This is a genomic window from Micromonospora noduli, assembly GCF_003264475.1.
Taxonomy (GTDB): domain Bacteria; phylum Actinomycetota; class Actinomycetes; order Mycobacteriales; family Micromonosporaceae; genus Micromonospora; species Micromonospora noduli.
This window is the reverse complement of record NZ_PYAC01000012.1, coordinates 529,886-545,693: the sequence shown is the minus strand read 5'-3', so window position 1 is coordinate 545,693 and position 15,808 is coordinate 529,886. Positions and strand designations below refer to the sequence as shown.

Genomic DNA, 15,808 nt, shown 5'->3' with positions numbered 1-15,808 from the left:
ACCGCGCCACCCGAAGACGGGCCGGCGCCTCGAACTCGGCCAGTGACCGCAGTGCGTACGCTAGCGAATCGACGCAACTCGACGCAAGAGTCTCCACACCGGACCGTCGTGACCGGAGACATCGGTGATCGGTGGTTGACCGGCGGCGAGGCAGTTTCGACATGGTGAACGCCGGATGGCACGCTATCCGCCGTGAGTTTCGATCTGAGCGTGTGGGCCCTGGAGGACGGGGCGACGCCCGAGGACGTGCGGACAGCGGTCAACGGTTGCCGGCAGGGGCGGCACGTGGACCGCTACCCCGATCCGCGGGTGGTCAGCTTCTACCGGGCGATCACCGCCTCCTATCCGGACCGTCACCCCGGCCCGAACAGCCCGTGGGCGGTGGCGCCGCTGCACGCGGCCCACGACCACGTCGAGCTGAACCTGCACCCGACCTGCGCGGACCAGGTGCTACTGGACATCGAGCGGCTGGCCGGCGAGCACGGTCTGATGCTCTTCGACCCGCAGGACGGTTCGGTCTACCCGCCGCCGGCGCGGCTGCCCGGCTGACCTGACCGGCGGCACGGACGGGAAATGACGAGGGGCCCGGCGAATCGCCAGGCCCCCCACGGTGTTTGTCGTCTACTACTCGTCGCGCAGGTCGGCGGCGCTGGCCGCCGTGGCACCGATCGACTCGGCGGCCGAGGTGAGCAGGTCGGCGCCGAGCGCCTGGTCGACGGTGAGCGTCATCAGCGTCTCACCGCCCGCCTCCCGACGAGCCACCTGCATGGCGGCGATGTTGATGCCCGACTCGCCGAGCAGGGTACCGACCGTACCGACCACACCGGGCCGGTCGGCGTAGCGCAGGAAGAGCAGGATGCCCTCCGCGCCGATCTCCACGTCGAAGCCGTCCACCTCGGTCAGCTTCAGCACGTCCCGGGCGCCGGAGTGAGTGACAGTGCCGGAGACACTGACCGTCCGGCCATCCGGCAGCGCGCCGCGCACGGTGACCAGGGTCGGCTGCTCGGCCGTCTCGGCCAGGGTGGCCAGGGTGACCTCGACGCCACGCTCGGCGGCCAGGTGCGGGGCGTTGACGTAGGTGACCTGCTCCTCGACCACGGAGCTGAACAGGCCCTTGGTGGCGGCGAGCTTGAGGACCGACACGTCGTGGCTGACGATCTCACCGCGGACCTCGACAGTGACGCTGGCGGCGACCCCACCGGCGACCGCGGTGAACGCCCGGCCGAGCTTCTCCGCCAGCGGCAGCAGCGGCCGAACGTCCTCGGCGACCACGCCGCCGGCCTGCACGTTCACCGCGTCCGGGACGAACTCGCCCTGCAACGCCAGCTTGACGCTCTTGGCCACGGCGAGACCGGCCTTGTCCTGCGCCTCGTGGGTGGAGGCGCCCAGGTGCGGGGTGGCCACCACGTTGTCGAAGGCGAACAGCGGCGACGAGGTGCACGGCTCCTTGCTGTACACGTCGACACCGGCGCCGGCGACCCGGCCCTCGGCGATCGCGTCCGCGAGCGCCTGCTCGTCGACCAGCCCACCACGGGCGGCGTTGATGATGCGAACGCCGGGCTTGACGAGCGCCAGCTCCTTCTCACCGATCAGGCCCACCGTCTCCGGCGTCTTCGGCAGGTGGATGGAGATGAAGTCGCTCTCCCGCAGCAGCTCCTCCAGCCCGACCAGGCGGACGCCGAGCTGCGCCGCACGGGCCGGCTGGATGTACGGGTCGTACGCGATCAGCCGGGTGCCGAACGCGGCGATACGAGACGCGAAGAGCACCCCGATACGACCGAGCCCCACCACGCCGACCGTCTTGCCCTGGACCTCGACGCCGGTGTACTTCGACCGCTTCCACTCCCCCGCCTTGAGCGCGGAACTGGCGCTCGCTGTGTTACGGGCGACGGCGAGCAGCAGTGCGACGGCCTGCTCGGCGGCGGAGACGATGTTGGAGGTGGGCGCGTTGACGACCATGACGCCCCGCGCGGTGGCGGCCGGCACCTCGACGTTGTCCAGCCCGACGCCCGCCCGGGCGACCACCTTGAGTCGCGGCGCGGCGGCGACCGCCTCGGCGTCGATCTGGGTCGCGCTGCGCACGATGACGGCGTCGGCCTCGGAGAGCGCCGAGAGCAGGGCCGGACGGTCGGTGCCGTCGACGTGACGGACGTCGAAGTCGTGGGCGAGCACCTCGATGGCGGCGGGGGCGAGTTCTTCGGCGATCAGTACGACAGGATTCATCGGTCCTCGTAGAGGTCGTGTTTGCGATCGGCCCGGGCGGCGGGGCGCCGCACTGCGCCCTGCGCTGATCCGTGCCGTGGCCGTCAGGTGCCGGCTGCTGCACCTACAGGCGATCGTAGGGGCCCCGCTGGTCGGCGTGTTCCGGTCTTCGGGGTGAGTGCCCTCACACGCCCGGTCGGGCGACGGACATCGGCCGTTCACCGCACCGACACGGTTGCGCCGGCCGCGCCGAGCACCGCCGGCGTCCTTGACCCGGTCACTCCGGGTGAGTCGTGGCGCACGAGCACTGCCGCCCGACGTATCGACGGGCGGCAGCATGCCGGGCAGCCCCGGGGCGGCGCTGGGGAGAGCGCCAGCCCAGGGGCTGTCGGTGGATCGTCGTTCGAACGGGTCAGGCGGTCTCGGTGATCGGGCGGTCGACCCAGCTCATCATGCCGCGCAGCTTCTTACCGGTCTCCTCGATCGGGTGCGCCGCACCCTCGGCCTGCCACTTGGTGAAGTTGGGCCGGCCGGCCTCGTCCTCGGCGACCCACTCGCGGGCGAACTCGCCGGACTGGATCTCACCCAGGATCTTGCGCATCTCGTCCTTGACCCGGGAGTCGATGATGCGCGAGCCACGGGAGAGGTCGCCGTACTCGGCGGTGTCGGAGATGCTGTAGCGCATCTTCGCGATGCCGCCCTCGTACATGAGGTCGACGATCAGCTTCAGCTCGTGCAGGCACTCGAAGTAGGCGACCTCCGGGGCGTAGCCCGCCTCGGTGAGCACCTCGAAACCCGTCTGCACCAGGGCCGAGGCGCCACCGCAGAGCACCGCCTGCTCACCGAAGAGGTCGGTCTCGGTCTCCTCGGTGAAGGTGGTCTTGATCGCACCGGCCCGGGTGCCGCCGATCCCCTTGGCGTACGCGAGGGCGAGCGCGAGCGCGTTGCCACTGGCGTCCTGCTCGACGGCGACGAGACAGGGCACGCCCTTGCCGTCGCTGTACTGGCGGCGGACCAGGTGGCCGGGGCCCTTGGGCGCGACCATCGCCACGTCCACCTCGGCCGGCGGCTTGATCAGGCCGTACCGGATGTTGAAGCCGTGGCCGAAGAAGATCGCCTTGCCCGGGGCGAGGTTCGGGGCGATCGACTCCGCGTAGATCCCGCGCTGGGCGGTGTCCGGTGCGAGCACCATGATCACATCGGCCTCGGCGGCGGCCTGCGCCGGCGTGACCACCCGCAGGCCCTGCTCCTCTGCCTTGGGACGGCTCTTCGAGCCCTCCGGCAGACCGATCACCACGTCGACGCCGGAGTCACGCAGCGACAGCGCGTGGGCGTGGCCCTGGCTGCCGTAACCGATCACCGCGACCTTCTTGGCCTGGATCAGGCCGAGGTCGGCATCGTCGTCGTAGAACACCTCAACGCTCATGAGAACTTCCCTTTCGTACGACGGCCGGGGCGGCCCGTCGTGGTCTGTGCGGATGAAATCCGGGACGGCCGGCCGAGGGCCGACCGGCGGCGGGTCAGGCGGCCCGCAGCGCGGGACCGGCGGTGATCGAACGCGAGCCGCGCCCGATGGCCACCAGCCCGGACTGGACCATCTCCTTGATGCCGAAGGCCTCGAGGTCGCGTAGCAGCGCGTCGAGCTTGTCCGGGGTGCCGGTGGCCTCGATGGTCAGCGTGTCCGGTGCGACGTCGACCACCCGGGCGCGGAACAGGTTGACGGTCTCCAGCACCTGCGACCGCGCGGACCGGTCGGCGCGAACCTTCACCAGCAGCAGCTCCCGGGCGACCGACACCTGGGGATCCAGCTCAACGATCTTGAGCACGTTGACCAGCTTGTTCAGCTGCTTGGTGACCTGCTCCAGCGGGGACGACTCCGCGTTGACCACGATGGTGATCCGGGAGACGTCCGGGTTCTCGGTCTCGCCGACGGCGAGGCTGTCGATGTTGAACCCGCGCCGGGAGAACAGGCCGGAGACCCGGGCGAGCACGCCCGGCTTGTTCTCCACCAGCACGGACAGGGTGTGCATGGTCATTAAATGTCATCCTCGTCGAAGGCCGGGCGGACGCCACGGGCGAACATGATCTCGTCGTTGCTGGTGCCGGCGGCGACCATCGGCCAGACCATCGCGTCCTTGCCGACCACGAAGTCGATCACCACAGGCGCGTCGTTGATCTCCATGGCCGCGGCGATGGTCTTGTCCACGTCATCCGCGCTCTCGCACCGCAGCCCGACACAGCCCAGGGCCTCGGCGAGCTTGACGAAGTCGGGGATGCGGTGCTTGTGGGTGCCCAGCTCGGTGTTGGAGTAGCGCTCGTTGTAGAAGAGCGTCTGCCACTGCCGGACCATGCCGAGATTGCCGTTGTTGATGACGGCGATCTTGACCGGGATGCCCTCCAACGCGCAGGTGGCCAACTCCTGGTTGGTCATCTGGAAGCAGCCGTCCCCATCCACCGCCCAGACCACCGTGTCCGGCTTGCCGACCTTGGCGCCCATCGCCGCCGGCACCGCGTAACCCATCGTGCCGAGGCCGCCGGAATTCAACCAGGTGTACGGCTTCTCGTAGGAGATGAACTGCGACGCCCACATCTGGTGCTGGCCCACCCCGGCCACGAAGATCGCGTCCGGGCCGACGATCTCGCCCAGCCGCTTGATCACGTACTGCGGGGACAGGGTCCCGTCGACCGGCTCGTCGTAACCCAGCGGGTAACGGTTGCGCAGGTCGTCGAGCTGCGTCCACCAGTCACCGAGGTCGGCGGTGTGCCCCGCCGACCGCTCGACGGTCACCGCGGCGATCAGCTCGTCGATGACGTGCTTGGCGTCGCCGACGATCGGCACGTCCACGTGCCGGTTCTTGCCGATCTCGGCGGGGTCGATGTCCGCGTGCACCACAGTCGCGTCCGGGGCGAACGAGTCCAGTTTGCCGGTGACCCGGTCGTCGAACCGGGCACCCAGCGCGATGATCAGATCCGCCTTCTGCAGCCCGTAGACCGCGGCGACAGTGCCGTGCATGCCGGGCATCCCGAGGTGCTGCTGGTGCGAGTCGGGGAACGCGCCGAGCGCCATCAGCGTGGTGACGACCGGGATGCCGGTCAGCTCGGCCAACCGGCGCAGCCCGTCGGTGGCACCGGCCTTGAGCACCCCGCCGCCCACGTAGAGCACCGGCCGCCGGGCTGCGGCCATCAGCCGCGCCGCCTCCCGGATCTGCTTGCCGTGCGGGTGCAGGGTGGGCCGGTAGCCGGGCAGGTCCAGGGTGGGCGGCCAGGAGAAGGTGGTCGGCGCCTGGAGCACGTCCTTGGGGATGTCGACCAGCACCGGGCCGGGTCGCCCGCTGCTGGCCAGGTGGAACGCCTCGGCCAGCACCCGGGGGATCTCCTCGGCGTTCTGCACGAGGAAGTTGTGCTTGGTGATCGGCAGGGTGATGCCCTGGATGTCCGCTTCCTGGAAGCCGTCGGTGCCGATCAACGGGCTGGCCACCTGCCCGGTGATCGCCACCATCGCCACCGAGTCCATGTACGCGTCCGCGATCGGGGTGACCAGGTTCGTAGCGCCTGGGCCGGAGGTGGCGATGCAGACGCCGACCTTGCCGGTGGCCTGCGCGTAGCCGGTCGCCGCGTGCCCCGCGCCCTGCTCGTGCCGCACCAGGATGTGCCGGACCGTCGAGTCGTAGAGCGGGTCGTACGCCGGCAGGATCGCGCCGCCCGGAATGCCGAAGACGACGTCGACCTCGAGCGCCTCAAGGGACCGCACGAGCGAGCCGGCTCCGGAGATCGGGGTCGCGGCGGCGGGCCGTACCGCCGGGACGGCCGGGGTGGCCGTGCGCGTGGCGGCCTGGTCGACGTCGAGGGTCGGGTCGGCGGCCGCGCGGGCCCGGCGGGCGGTGTGGGCGAGGGTCTCTGGCGTTGGTCTCGTCATGGCGGTTCTGGCCTTCGGCTGGAGTGGCTGGTGGCTAGTCAAGCGATGCGACGCGGGCGGGGCCCGCCTCGCCAGGTTCCGATGGCAATAAAAACGGCCCTCGTGCAGATGCACGGGGCCAGCGCACTCTCGGTGAGGGAGAGTGCGCTCAGGTAAGTACTCGCAGCGACCGGTACGACGACATGCGGCTAAGCCTGACGCATCTCACGCGATGAGTCAACTGATCCCACATGTTGGTTAACGGAGGTCGGCGCGTCGGCCGGCGACGCGCCATCGGCAGGCGGGGTGGGCTGCCCGGACCCGCCTGGAGCACGGCGTGGCGCGGGCACCGGAGCGGGGCGCGCACCCGGGGATGTGGCCGCCTCCAGCATCGCCTCCAGGTGCTCGGCCGGCACCCCCCAGCCGAAGAGCGCGCCCTGGCCGAAGCGGCAACCGGCGGCCACCACCGCGGCCAACTCGGTCGGGGTGGTCACCCCCTCGGCGATCACCTCCAGCCCCAACTGGTGACCCAGGCGCATGACGATGTCGACCATCGGGGCGAACGCCGGGCCGTCCTGGCCGACCGGGCGGACCGGCTCGTGCTCGGCGACCAGGCTGTGGTCGATCTTGAGGATGTCGATCGGCAACCGGCGCAGCTGCCCCAGCGACGAGTAGCCGGCCCCGAAGTCGTCCAGCGCGATCCGGACACCGGTCAACCGCAGCGCGGTGAGCCGGCGGATCAGCTCGTCCAGGTCGGTGGCGACGGCGTGCTCGGTGACCTCCAGCACCAGCCGCTGCGGCGGCACGTGGTGGGCGCGCAGCGCCTCGGCGACCTGGACCACGTACTCCGGGGCGTGCAGCTCGCGCGGGGAGACGTTGACCGACACCCAGACGTCGTGCCCGTCCGCCAGCCACCGGGAGAGCTGGTAGCAGGCCTGATGCAGCACCCAGGCACCGAGCGGGGCGATCATGCCGCACTCCTCGGCGAGCGGGATGAACTCGTCCGGGCGCACGTTGCCCAGCTCGGGATGGTGCCAACGGAGCAGCGCCTCGGCGCCGACCGGCCGCACCGACGGCAGCGACGCCACCGGCTGGAACGCCAACCGCAGCTCGTCGCGGTCGATGGCCCCGCGTAGCTCGTGCTCGACCGTCGTACGCCGACGCAGCAGTTGGTCGTACGCGGCGTCGTACCGCTCGATCCGGTTCTTGCCCCGCTGCTTGGCGTAGCGCAACGCCAGGTCGGCGTGGCGCAGCAGCAGCTCCACGTCCGGCTCGTCGGCCCAGTCGGCCACCCCGATGCTCACCGACAGGAAGACGGGCCCCTCCGGCTGGTCGTAGGGCCGGTTGAGCACCCCGAGGAGCCGTTCGGCGACCCGGTCCGCCTCGACCGGCCGACCCTGCATGAGTACGGCGAACTCGTCGCCACCCAGCCGGGCGGCCACGTCGCCGGGGCGCAGGTTGCCACGCAGCCGCCGGCCCACCTCGGCCAGCACGGCGTCGCCCACGTCGTGGCCCCGCATGTCGTTGACGTTCTTGAAGCCGTCCAGATCCAGGCCGAGCAGCACACACGGGTTGTGGTCGGCGGCGTTGCGGTGCAGCGCCCGGAGCAGCCCGCGCCGGTTGGCCAACGACGTCAGCGGATCGGTGTGCGCCAGCTCCCGGAAGTGCGCCTCCCGCTCGGCCAGGCGCCCCGCGTACCCCCGGACGTCGCGAAGGGTGAGGTACTGCCGCGCCACCAGGGCGAAGCCCTCCACGCTGCCGGCCACGATGCCCGCCGCGGTGAACCGGCCGTCCTGGACGAGGTGGTACATCGCCGAGGCGGCCATCGCCAGCATCGGGGCGATCGCGTACTCGCCGTCGCTACCGACCAGGTCCAGGTCGATCTGCCCCGGCCGGTCGGCCCGGTACACAGCGAGCGCGACGGTCAGCAGACCGGCGGCGAGCACCGCCGCACCGGTCAGCGCCATTGTCGGCCCGGCCTGGCAGAGCCCGGCGCTGAGACCCAGGCCGCCGCAGGTCACCGCGCTGATGCCGGCGCCCAGCGCGGCGAGCCTTCGACGTGGCCTGGCCGCCCGGAAGACGACGATCACGACGAGCCCGGCACCGAGCGCGGCGCTCACCGTGGCCAGCAGGATCGCCGGACAGGCCATCGGGGTGGCGGCACCGAGCAACCGGGTGGGCTCGGAGAAGAGCACCCAACCGACGAACCACAGCGCCGCCGCCATCACCAGCCCGTCCAGGGCGAGCCGGGCCGTTCCGGCCGCGGTGGCGGCCACCCCGGGCAGCCGGAGCAGACCAGCGGCGAAGGCCAGCCCGCTCACCGCCGTGCCGATCGCCACCGCTGTCGCCCAACCGGTGCGCTGCCCCTGCTCGTGGGCCCAGTGGTCGGTCGCACTGAGCGCGGCGACCACCCCGGCCAGGAGGCTGAGCACTGCAACACCGGCGGCCGCAGCGAGCAGCACGTGCGCCGGTCGACGCGGCATCGTCCGCCGCCGGGCGACGGCGGTCAGCAGCACGGCGGCCACCGCGGCGACGAGCCCGCTGAGCGCCGCGACAGCGACCAGGCCCGGTGGAAAATGCACGCCTCCAAGAGTGCCGGATGGGCGCACGTCATGGGGGGCTGAGTGTGCATCTGTTGGGACACGGCAGATACCCGGGTGGGCCGACGCGCCGGTGGTGTCATGCTGGTATGCATGCCTGAGCTGCGGTCGAGGACCTCCACACACGGTCGGACGATGGCCGGCGCCCGGGCCCTCTGGCGGGCCACCGGGATGACCGACGACGATTTCGGCAAGCCGATCGTCGCCATCGCCAACAGTTTCACCCAGTTCGTGCCTGGTCACGTACACCTCAAGGACATGGGTGGCCTGGTCGCCGACGCGGTCGCCGAGGCCGGTGGGGTGGGCCGGGAGTTCAACACCATCGCGGTCGACGACGGCATCGCGATGGGCCACGGCGGCATGCTCTACTCGCTGCCCAGCCGTGAGCTGATCGCCGACGCGGTCGAATACATGGTCAACGCGCACTGCGCGGACGCCCTGGTCTGCATCTCCAACTGCGACAAGATCACCCCCGGGATGCTGCTGGCCGCGCTGCGGCTCAACATCCCGACCGTCTTCGTCTCCGGCGGCCCGATGGAGGCCGGCAAGACGATGGCGATCGAGGGCGTCGTGCACAGCAAGATCGACCTGATCGACGCGATGATCGCCTCCTCGAACGAGGCGGTCACCGACGAGCAGCTCGGTGAGATCGAACGCTCCGCCTGCCCGACCTGCGGCTCCTGCTCCGGCATGTTCACCGCCAACTCGATGAACTGCCTCACCGAGGCGATCGGGCTCGCGCTGCCCGGCAACGGTTCGACGCTGGCCACCCACGCCGCCCGCCGGTCGCTTTTCGTCGAGGCCGGCCGGACCGTCGTGGAGATCTCCAAGCGGTGGTACGACGGCGACGACGACTCGGTGCTGCCGCGCACTGTCGCCTCCAAGGCCGCCTTCGAGAACGCCGTCGCCCTGGACGTGGCGATGGGCGGCTCCACCAACACGGTGCTGCACCTGCTCGCCGCCGCCCGCGAGGCGGAGATGGACTTCGGCGTCACCGACATCGACGCGATCTCCCGGCGGGTGCCGTGCCTGGCCAAGGTCGCACCGAACTCGCCGAACTACCACATGGAGGACGTGCACCGGGCCGGCGGCATCCCGGCGATCCTCGGCGAACTGGACCGGGCCGGGCAGCTCAACAGGGACGTGCACGCCGTGCACTCCCCCTCCCTCGCGCAGTGGCTGACCGACTGGGACGTGCGCGGTGGCTCCCCCACCCCGACGGCCGTCGAGCTGTTCCACGCCGCCCCCGGCGGGGTGCGCACCACCGAGCCGTTCTCCACCACCAACAGGTGGTCGTCGCTGGACACCGACGCGGCCGGCGGCTGCATCCGGGACCGCGAGCACGCCTACTCCGCCGACGGTGGGCTGGCCATCCTGCACGGCAACCTGGCACCCGAGGGCAGCGTGGTGAAGACCGCCGGCGTGCCCGACGACTGCCTGACCTTCCGTGGCCCGGCGAAGGTCTACGAGTCGCAGGACGACGCGGTGACAGCGATCCTCGCCAAGCAGGTGGTCGCCGGGGACGTCGTGGTGATCCGCTACGAGGGGCCCAAGGGCGGCCCCGGCATGCAGGAGATGCTCTACCCCACCTCGTTCCTGAAGGGACGCGGGCTGGGCCGTTCCTGTGCGCTGCTCACCGACGGCCGTTTCTCCGGTGGCACCTCCGGGCTCTCCATCGGGCACGTCTCCCCCGAGGCGGCCTCCGGCGGGCTGATCGCCCTGGTCCGCGACGGCGACGAGGTCGTCATCGACATCCCCGGCCGGTCGATCGAGCTGAACGTGCCAGCCGAGGAGCTGGAGGCTCGCCGGGTGGCCGAGGAGAAGCGCGACAAGCCGTACACCCCGACCGATCGGCAGCGGCCGGTGTCGGCGGCGCTGCGCGCGTACGCCTCGATGGCCACCTCGGCCAGCGACGGCGCCTACCGTCGCGTCCCGGAGTAAGCACCCGGTCCCACCCGCACCGACATCTGTGATGTCGGTGCGGGGTGGATCGGCGAAAACGCGGTGCCCCCGCATCGACCGTGTGGGCTAGCGTGTCGTCGGTCTACTGGGGATCGCCCCAGATTCTTACGGGGGAAGGCGTGTACGTGTCATCTTGGAAGAAGCCCGCTCTGGTGGCGGTTTCGGCGCTCACCGCGTTCGCTGTCTCCGCCTGCGGGGTGACGTCCGGAGCGTCCGAGGCGCCGAAGCAGCCCAGCGTCCTGGAGTTGCTGGCCAGCGATCTCAAGGGTTCGCTGCTGAAGGCGGTCGAGGCCACCGACAAGACCGACTCGGTGACCGTGACGATGACGGGCACGATGGCCGGCGAGAAGATCTCGGTGCTGGGTCTCCTGGACCTGGGCGACCCGCTCAAGGCCGAGATGAAGATGACCAACAGCAAGGGCACCACGACCGTCCGGATGATCGGTGCCGTGATCTTCACCGAGATTCCAGCGGAAAACCGCGCGGGTACGGGTGGGAAGCGCTGGATGAAGATGGACCTGACCGGCCTGAGCGAGATGGCAGGCACGGGCTTCACCGAGCAGTTCGAGAACGCCGACCCGGTCAAGCAGGTCAAGACGCTGCTTGCCCTTGAGGGCACGACGGTAGTCGGCCAGGAGACGGTGAATGGCGTACCGACGGTCCACTACACCGTCACCACTCCGGTGGCAACCTATCTCAAGCAGATCGACGCCATGCGCCGGGACGCCACCGAGCAGGCGCTGGCCACGCAGGGCATCAAGGAGCTGAAGATCGACCTGTGGGTAGACGAGCAGTACCGTCCGCGTCGGGCCGGCCTGTTGATGGGCAAGTTGGGCGACATGGTGATCGACTACACCGACTACGACAAGGCGGTGACCATCGAGACGCCGCCGCCGGCGGAGACCACCGACTTCGCCGAGATGCTCGAAGGTCTGCAGGGCCTGACCGCCAGCAACTGATCAGTTCCGTGTTGGGCGGGCTCGGCGTCATGCCGGGCCCGCCCCTTCCGTTCCGGTACCGCCGGTGCGCATGCCGAGCCGCTCGCCGGGCCGCGGTCACCACAGCTCCGTGCGGTCAGGACGGTGCCCACGGTCCGCTGACGAACTGCCCGTTGCCGACGAACGGGCTGACGTTTGGCATGCACCCGCCCAGGCCCATCGTCTGGGTCATCATGACCGGGGCCGGCTTGCCGCGACCGCCACACTTCATGTGGGCGAAGCCGAGGAAGTGACCGAACTCGTGATTGATCACGCCGGCGTGGTACTCGTCGATGCTGACCGGGTATCCCGGTGAACCCTGGAGCCACCGCCGCAGGTTGATCATGATGGTCTTGCCGTACTTGCAGGAGTAGACACCCTCGGTGTCGACGCCGCTCGCGCCGCAGAGTCGGTCCACTGTCCTCGGTGTCGCGAGCCGCACGTCGACGTCCACCTTCGAGGTGCCGACCCGCTGGAAGGACCACGACGCCCGGGTCAGGTTCACCGCGGCGTTGGTGACCGGGTGCTGTGCGGACGTGGCCCATCCGTTCGGTGCGGCCAGCACCTGCTCGATGCTCGCGGCGAACCGGTCCGGCTTCCAGGCGGGGATGTCACCCCAGGCGATGCCCTTCTCCACCGAGACGCTGTAGCGCACCCGCTTCTTGCCCTTGCCGAGCACGCGACCGTTGCCGGTGGCGGTGGTGAAGGTGCCGGCGGCCTTGGTGGGGATCTGCGCGTCGGTCGGGATCTCCGGAGTCGGGCTGGAGGTCGGCGTGTCGCCGGGGCTCGGCGCCGAACTCTGCGTACTCGGGCCGGAGCGTGGGACTTCGGCCTGCCCGGCCGCCGGTGTGGACAGGCCACAGGCGGCGGTCGTCAGCACCGCTGCCAACGAGATCGGCACGAGCAGCCGTCCGTTGATCCGCACGTCGGAACCTCCAGGAGCAGTCACGGGTGAGTGAGGAACACCGGAAGGCTACGTGACTGCCTGTAAGGAAACTGTCAGGATGATCGGTGCCGGCGCACGCGCAAGAGCGCATAGATCCGGCATTCAACACCGAAATGGGTCACCCTAGGTGAGCGCCGCAGTTGCTTTGAGCGAGGTCAGGCGGCCGCTACGACGTGGTCGATCACCAGGTGGGCGGCACCGGTGATGCCGAGGTCCTGGCCGGCGGCGACCCGTTCGATGAGCAGGGTCTGGGTGGCCAGCGGGAGGCATCGCTCGTAGAGGGTGGCCCGCATGCTGGCCAGCAGCGGCTCGCAGTCGGCGAGCCGACCACCGATGGCCACCACCTGCGGGTTGAAGAAGTTGACCACCACGGCCAGGATCTCGCCGACGGCGCGGCCGGCCTGCCGGGCGAGGGCGGTGGCCTGCCGGTCACCGTCGTCGATCAGGCGGATCACGCCGGTCAGGTCGGAGACCGGCACCCCCTGCTCCCGGAGCGCGGTGACCAGTGCGGCGCCGCTGGCCACCGCCTCCAGGCAACCGGCGTTGCCACAGGTGCAGGGTGGCGCGGGATCGGCCACCACCCGGCAGTGGCTGATGTCCCCGGCCGATCCCTGCGCGCCCCGGTGCAACCGTCCACTGGAGATCACACCGGAGCCGATTCCGGTGCCAGCCTTGATGTAGACGGCGTGGTCCAACTCGGAATGGGCGGTGCGGTGCGCGCCGAGCGCCATCAGGTTGGCGTCGTTGTCCACGATGACCGGCACGTCGACACGGCCGGCGCAGAACGCGGCGACGTCGAAGCCGTTCCAGCCGGGCATCCGCGACGGGCTGACGATCCGCCCGGTGGAGTGCTGGACCGGACCGGGGATCCCGATGCCGACACCGCGGAGCGCACCTGTGGCCGAGCCGCCGCGTGAGGCCGCCGGATCGCCGTCCACCAGCGTGGCGACCTCGTTGAGTAGCGCGCCGAGCACCGCCTCCGGGCCGTCCTCGATGCGGACCGGCAGGGTGCGGGCCTGGACCACCCGTCCGGAGAGATCCAGTGCACCGACGCGGGCGTGGTGCGCGCCGAGGTCGATGGCGCCGACCACGGCGCCGCCGGTGGGCACGGCGAGTTGGCGGGGTCGCCGCCCACCCCGGGACTGCCCGGCGCCGGCTTCCTCCAGCAGCCCCTGGCTGATCAACGCCTCGACCCGCTGGGAGACCGTCGACGGGGAGAGCCCGGAGAGGCGGGACAGGTCGGCCCGACTGACGGCCGCACCGGTGGCCACCCAGCGCAGTAGCTCCCGGGGGCCGCCCCGGAGGGCATCGCGTGGCGCGTCGTCAATCGTCACGCCAGCTTCTTAGCACCCGGAGTTTGTTCAAGCAACCGGTTGACTTAGTTTGCTGGCTACCTTTAGATGGCGCTGTTGGTTCGATATGAAGCTGACTTAGTTTTGTAGTCGAAGGAAGTGAGGCCGTCTGGTGGCACCGGAGACGACGGGTGCGAACCGACCGATGGTGTCGGTACGCGGCCTGAACAAGTGGTTCGGTCCGCTGCACGTGCTCAAGGACATCGACCTCACGGTGGCCGCCGGCGAGGTGGTCGTCGTGGTGGGGCCCTCCGGCTCCGGCAAGTCGACACTGTGCCGCTGCCTCAACCGGCTGGAGACCGCCGGGGAGGGCAGCATCGAGATCGACGGTGAGCCGCTGCCCTCCGAGGGCCGCGCGCTGGCCCGGCTGCGCGCCGATGTCGGCATGGTCTTCCAGTCCTTCAACCTCTTCGGCCACAAGACGGTGCTGGACAACATCACCCTCGGCCCCACCCGGGTCCGCCGGATCCCTCGACCCGAGGCGCGGCAGCAGGCGATGGCCCTGCTGGAGCGCGTCGGTATCGCCGACAAGGCGGACCACCACCCGGCCCAACTCTCCGGCGGGCAGCAGCAGCGGGCCGCGATCGCCCGGGCCCTGGCGATGCAACCGAAGGTGCTGCTCTTCGACGAGCCGACCTCGGCCCTCGACCCGGAAATGGTCAACGAGGTGCTCGACGTGATGGTCTCTCTCGCCGCCGAGGGGATGACCATGATTGTGGTGACCCACGAGATGGGCTTCGCCCGTCGCGCAGCCGACCGGGTGGTCTTCATGGACGACGGCCGGATCGTCGAATCCGGCGCACCCGACGACTTCTTCGCAGCTCCGCGCACCGAGCGGGCCCGCGACTTCCTATCCAAGATCCTCCAGCACTAGCCCCCAACGGGAGGGTGTCATGTCAATCCTCAAGATGAGCTTCACCGGGCGGCGGTCGCTCGCCCTCACCGCCACCGCGGTGGCGGTGGCCCTCGCCGCCGCCGGCTGCGGCGGTGACAGCGGCGGCAGCGCTCCGACGCTGCCCGGCAACCCCGGCCTGGGCGGCGACGGTGTGGTCGCCCAGTCGGTGTACGACGCCGCTCCGGTGGCCACCGACGCGGACATCCCGGCCGGTTCGACGATGGAGGCGATCCGCAAGCGCGGCTACCTGAACATCGGCGGATCCCTGGACGCGCCGCTGCTCGCCCAGCAGAACCCGGTCAGCGGCACCATCGAGGGCTTCGACGCCGACATGGCGAAGTTGCTGGCGAAGTACATCATCGGCAAGCCCGAGGTGAAGACGACGACCATCGGCACCCAGACCCGGGAGGCCATGCTCCAGGCCAAGTCGGTGGACGCGGTCTTCCAGACGTACACGATCACCCCGCAGCGGGCCACCCAGGTCGCCTTCGCCGGGCCGTACCTCACCTCCGGCCTCGCCGTCGGGGTCCGCAAGGACGACACCTCGATCAAGAGCGTCAAGGACCTCGCCGGCAAGACCGTGATCGTCGGGGCGAACACCCCCGCCGTCACCGCGCTGCCCTCCGCCGCGCCCGGCTCGAAGCAGATCGCCTTCGGCACCGACCCGCAGGCGTTGCAGGCGCTGCTGCAGAAGCGCGGCGACGCGTACGTGCAGGACTTCACGCTGCTCGCCTCGGGCGCCAAGGCGAACCCGGGGATGAAGGTGGTGGGCGAGCCGTTCACCACCGAGGCCTACGGCATCGGCCTCAACAAGGAGGACGCGCAGTTCAAGGAGTTCGTCAACAACTGGCTGAAGAAGATCCAGGCCGACGGTACGTGGGCGAAGGTCTGGGAAGGCACCCTCGGCTCGGTGGTGGAGGGTGGGGCGCCCACCCCGCCCGCCCTCGGTTCCGCCGACGGCTCCTGAGCAGCCTCTCGT

Annotated in this window: 12 protein-coding genes; 5 read left to right on the top strand and 7 right to left on the bottom strand. The window is 70.4% G+C overall.

Going from position 1 to position 15,808, the window contains the following annotated elements; genetic code table 11:
* The first annotated feature begins 192 nt into the window (after positions 1–192).
* Positions 193–549: a hypothetical protein gene (locus MED15_RS17230; RefSeq protein WP_091393184.1), complete on the top strand. Its 357-nt coding sequence runs from the start codon at positions 193–195 to the stop codon at positions 547–549.
* Positions 550–624: 75 nt separating this feature from the next.
* Here MED15_RS17230 and serA read toward each other — a convergent pair whose 3' ends face one another.
* From serA to MED15_RS17205, 5 genes are all read right to left on the bottom strand, one after another.
* The gene (gene serA / locus MED15_RS17225) at positions 625–2,223 is read right to left on the bottom strand and encodes a phosphoglycerate dehydrogenase (protein ID WP_112582056.1); all 1,599 of its coding nucleotides are present in this window, start codon (positions 2,221–2,223) and stop codon (positions 625–627) included.
* Between the two features lie 391 nt (positions 2,224–2,614).
* Entirely contained in the window at positions 2,615–3,628 is a 1,014-nt protein-coding gene (ilvC, locus tag MED15_RS17220) for a ketol-acid reductoisomerase (protein ID WP_112582057.1), read from the bottom strand.
* A 94-nt stretch (positions 3,629–3,722) separates the two neighbouring features.
* A complete protein-coding gene (gene ilvN, locus MED15_RS17215; RefSeq protein ID WP_088946549.1) occupies positions 3,723–4,238 on the bottom strand; it encodes an acetolactate synthase small subunit in 516 nt (171 codons plus the stop codon).
* Complete coding sequence (locus MED15_RS17210; RefSeq protein WP_112582059.1) at positions 4,238–6,118, bottom strand: acetolactate synthase large subunit; 1,881 nt, start codon at positions 6,116–6,118, stop codon at positions 4,238–4,240. The genes ilvN and MED15_RS17210 overlap by 1 nt, the downstream gene beginning before the upstream one ends.
* Before the next feature lie 188 nt (positions 6,119–6,306).
* Positions 6,307–8,679: a putative bifunctional diguanylate cyclase/phosphodiesterase gene (locus tag MED15_RS17205; RefSeq protein ID WP_112582060.1), complete on the bottom strand. Its 2,373-nt coding sequence runs from the start codon at positions 8,677–8,679 to the stop codon at positions 6,307–6,309.
* 111 nt (positions 8,680–8,790) lie between these two features.
* On the opposite strand from MED15_RS17205, the gene ilvD reads away from it, so the two are divergent.
* On the top strand, positions 8,791–10,638 hold the full coding sequence (gene ilvD / locus MED15_RS17200; protein WP_112730699.1) for a dihydroxy-acid dehydratase: 1,848 nt from the start codon (positions 8,791–8,793) through the stop codon (positions 10,636–10,638).
* Between the two features lie 92 nt (positions 10,639–10,730).
* Entirely contained in the window at positions 10,731–11,618 is an 888-nt protein-coding gene (locus MED15_RS17195; protein ID WP_244220480.1) for an SCO4651 family lipoprotein, read from the top strand.
* A 115-nt stretch (positions 11,619–11,733) separates the two neighbouring features.
* Here MED15_RS17195 and MED15_RS17190 read toward each other — a convergent pair whose 3' ends face one another.
* The gene (locus MED15_RS17190) at positions 11,734–12,561 is read right to left on the bottom strand and encodes a DUF3152 domain-containing protein (RefSeq protein WP_167457667.1); all 828 of its coding nucleotides are present in this window, start codon (positions 12,559–12,561) and stop codon (positions 11,734–11,736) included.
* A gap of 176 nt (positions 12,562–12,737) precedes the next feature.
* Complete coding sequence (locus MED15_RS17185) at positions 12,738–13,916, bottom strand: ROK family transcriptional regulator (RefSeq protein ID WP_208646674.1); 1,179 nt, start codon at positions 13,914–13,916, stop codon at positions 12,738–12,740.
* A 163-nt stretch (positions 13,917–14,079) separates the two neighbouring features.
* Between MED15_RS17185 and MED15_RS17180 the strand changes: the two genes are divergently transcribed.
* Together MED15_RS17180 and MED15_RS17175 are read left to right on the top strand one after the other, a co-directional pair.
* A complete protein-coding gene (locus MED15_RS17180; protein ID WP_112582483.1) occupies positions 14,080–14,808 on the top strand; it encodes an amino acid ABC transporter ATP-binding protein in 729 nt (242 codons plus the stop codon).
* 19 nt (positions 14,809–14,827) lie between these two features.
* Positions 14,828–15,796: a glutamate ABC transporter substrate-binding protein gene (locus MED15_RS17175; protein ID WP_208646673.1), complete on the top strand. Its 969-nt coding sequence runs from the start codon at positions 14,828–14,830 to the stop codon at positions 15,794–15,796.
* Positions 15,797–15,808 lie beyond the last annotated feature (12 nt).

Excerpts from the sequence above, each read along its gene's own strand:
- serA (WP_112582056.1), bottom strand. The coding sequence starts at position 2,223 with ATGAATCCTGTCGTACTGATCGCCGAAGAACTCGCCCCCGCCGCCATC.
- ilvC (WP_112582057.1), bottom strand. The coding sequence starts at position 3,628 with ATGAGCGTTGAGGTGTTCTACGACGACGATGCCGACCTCGGCCTGATC.
- ilvN (WP_088946549.1), bottom strand. The coding sequence starts at position 4,238 with ATGACCATGCACACCCTGTCCGTGCTGGTGGAGAACAAGCCGGGCGTG.
- MED15_RS17210 (WP_112582059.1), bottom strand. The coding sequence starts at position 6,118 with ATGACGAGACCAACGCCAGAGACCCTCGCCCACACCGCCCGCCGGGCC.
- ilvD (WP_112730699.1), top strand. The coding sequence starts at position 8,791 with ATGCCTGAGCTGCGGTCGAGGACCTCCACACACGGTCGGACGATGGCC.
- MED15_RS17180 (WP_112582483.1), top strand. The coding sequence starts at position 14,080 with ATGGTGTCGGTACGCGGCCTGAACAAGTGGTTCGGTCCGCTGCACGTG.
- MED15_RS17175 (WP_208646673.1), top strand. The coding sequence starts at position 14,828 with ATGTCAATCCTCAAGATGAGCTTCACCGGGCGGCGGTCGCTCGCCCTC.